Genomic DNA, 2,328 nt, shown 5'->3' on the forward strand with positions numbered 1-2,328 from the left:
GCGCTGATCACCATGGCCAACCTCCGCCGCGGCGGCCTCTGCCCACCACTACCCGGACGATCATGAACCCGACCCACGAGAACGGCAGTAGACCCTGAAATACCCTGGGAAGTACCCGCCGGCGGCTCAGCGGCTCGAACGGCCCGGCGGGCCGGTCGGCGTTCCCGAAGCCTTCCGCGGGCGCAGGCTCGTCGTATGTGTACGCGATCAACTGCGGCCAGAGCTGTTGCACCGCGTCCCGGTAGCGCCGCTCGCCGACCAGCTCGGGAACGGTTTTGCCGCGATCGTCGCGCCGGCCGGGCACCCGTACGGTGAGAAAGTCGCTCAGCCGGTGCAGGGCGTCCTCACCGACGGTGGGGTCGTATCGATCGGTGAGCGCGTCGGCCAGGTCCCGCAGGCCACCCGGGTCGATGAGGAACCGGGTCTCCATGGGAATCCGATGGATCAGCGGATGTTCGCCGATGATGTCGGCGATCCGTGACGTTCCCGAACGACCCGTACCCGCAACGAAGATCGGTGAGGGGAAAGGCATGGCGAGCAGTCAAACTCTCAGCCCGGCGCCTGTGCAAGCCGTTTATCCCCTTCACCCGCTGCTACGGGCCGGAACGCCAGCACGCCCGGAGCGGCAATGCCCGGTGCCGGCCCCTCGACGCAGCGAAGCGAAACACCCGGATGCCGGGCGACGTCGTGCGAGGGAGCAAGGACTCAGGGGGCGCGAACCGGCTCGGACGACGGCCGCCACTCCCGCCTGATCAGCCCGTACACCCACGAGTCCGAGACCTCGCCGTTCACGACGCAGTCTTCCCGCAACGTCCCTTCACGCACGAACCCGAGCTTCTCCAGGACGCGGGCAGATGCCGCGTTGCGCGTATCGGTCTCGGCCTGGACTCGATTCAGGTCCAGCGTGTCGAATGCCCACTGCAGCAAAGCCCGCGCGGCCTCCGTCGCGTAGCCGTGGCCCCATGCCGCATCGTCGAGGCAGTAGCCCAGCGACGCGCTGCGGTAGTCCGGGTTCCACCGGGTCAGACTGCACCAGCCGATGAACGCCCCGTCGGAAACACGGTCCACGGCCAGCCGCGTCCCGGTGCCTTCCTCTGCCATCTGCCGGCAAGTCGTGATGAACCGCTCGGCGCGCACACGTTCGGTCCAGGGCGGCGCGTCCCAGTAGCGCAGCACGTAGGCGCTGCTGTGCAGCGCGAAGAGGGCATTCGCGTCCGCGTCGCTGAAGGGACGCAGTCGCAGGCGAGCCGTGTGCAGCGTGGGGGTGGGCAGGGACATGAGTGCCATGTTGCCTCTCTCAGTGGGCGGACAGAAAGCCCATTCCCCAACTGTCCGGCGCGCGAAGGCGGTTGGCACGCTACCGGCAGTTGACCATGAAAGCGGCCACCGCCAAATGAAGGGCTCACGCCACCCACAGGCAGTCCTCGTCGACCGACCTTCGGGTGCATGACGACAGAGGAGGGCGCTGGAGTCGCACCGGATGGGAAGTCGTGCGCACGGTGACCGAGCCCCTGCCCATCTGGATCGACGCCTACCGGCGGATCAGTTCAGTCCTTGCGTCCGGTGACGGCCACAGTGACGCCGAGGCCGATCAGTAAGAGCCCACCGACCCCGCCAACCAGGGAGAGTCGCCTCGGTGAGCGAGCGAACCAATCCCGTGCGGTGGCCGCGACCAGACCCCACATGCTGTCGCAGAGGACAGCGATAGCGTTGAAGACCAGACCGAGCACCAACATTTGCACCGCGACATGCCCCTGACCGCGGTCGACGAACTGCGGCAGCACGGCCGCGAAGAACACGATGGTCTTGGGGTTCGACACGCCGACCGTGAACCCCTCCCAAAAGGTGCGCAGCCCGCTGCGCGCCGCCCCGGCGCCGGTGAAGGAGGCCGGCAGCGAATCACGCTCCCGCCACGCCTTGACGCCGAGGTACACCAGGTAGGCGGCGCCCGCCAACTTGAGCGCAGTGAAGATGACGACCGAGCGTTCCACAATGGATCCGATCCCCATTGCCACGGCCCCGACGAGCACGTATGCGCCGAGCGTGTTCCCTACCACCGTGGTCAGTGCGGCGCGGCGCCCCTGCGCCAGAGCCCGTCCGATCACGAATAGGACGCTGGGGCCAGGGATCAAGATCAGCAGTAAGGACATGGCTGTGAAAGCAAGCAAGCGGTCGGCAGACACCATGAAGATCATGCAACCACGGAAGGGGTCACACTTTCAGCCGCATTTTTCGGGGTCTACTGCCGTTCTCGTGGGTCGGGTTCATGATCGTCCGGGTAGTGGTGGGCAGAGGCCGCCGCGGCGGAGGTTGGCCATGGTGATCAGC

3 protein-coding genes are annotated in these 2,328 nt (G+C 67.1%); all 3 read right to left on the bottom strand.

Features of this window, described 5'->3' with window-relative positions; translation table 11 throughout:
• Positions 1-7 precede the first annotated feature (7 nt).
• Positions 8-430 (bottom strand): hypothetical protein, encoded by a 423-nt coding sequence (locus ACGFIZ_RS34155; protein ID WP_393427430.1) that lies wholly within the window; start codon positions 428-430, stop codon positions 8-10.
• Between the two features lie 275 nt (positions 431-705).
• Entirely contained in the window at positions 706-1,278 is a 573-nt protein-coding gene (locus tag ACGFIZ_RS34160; protein ID WP_393427432.1) for a GNAT family N-acetyltransferase, read from the bottom strand.
• 269 nt (positions 1,279-1,547) lie between these two features.
• Positions 1,548-2,195, bottom strand: coding sequence for a LysE family translocator (locus ACGFIZ_RS34165; RefSeq protein WP_393427434.1), 648 nt, complete (start codon positions 2,193-2,195; stop codon positions 1,548-1,550).
• Positions 2,196-2,328: the final 133 nt, after the last annotated feature.

The sequence above is a fragment of the Micromonospora sp. NPDC048830 genome, from assembly GCF_043198215.1.
GTDB lineage: Bacteria > Actinomycetota > Actinomycetes > Mycobacteriales > Micromonosporaceae > Micromonospora.

Coding starts and splice junctions, on each gene's coding strand:
- ACGFIZ_RS34160 (WP_393427432.1), bottom strand. CDS start 1,278: ATGTCCCTGCCCACCCCCACGCTGCACACGGCTCGCCTGCGACTGCGT.
- ACGFIZ_RS34155 (WP_393427430.1), bottom strand. CDS start 430: ATGGAGACCCGGTTCCTCATCGACCCGGGTGGCCTGCGGGACCTGGCC.
- ACGFIZ_RS34165 (WP_393427434.1), bottom strand. CDS start 2,195: ATGATCTTCATGGTGTCTGCCGACCGCTTGCTTGCTTTCACAGCCATG.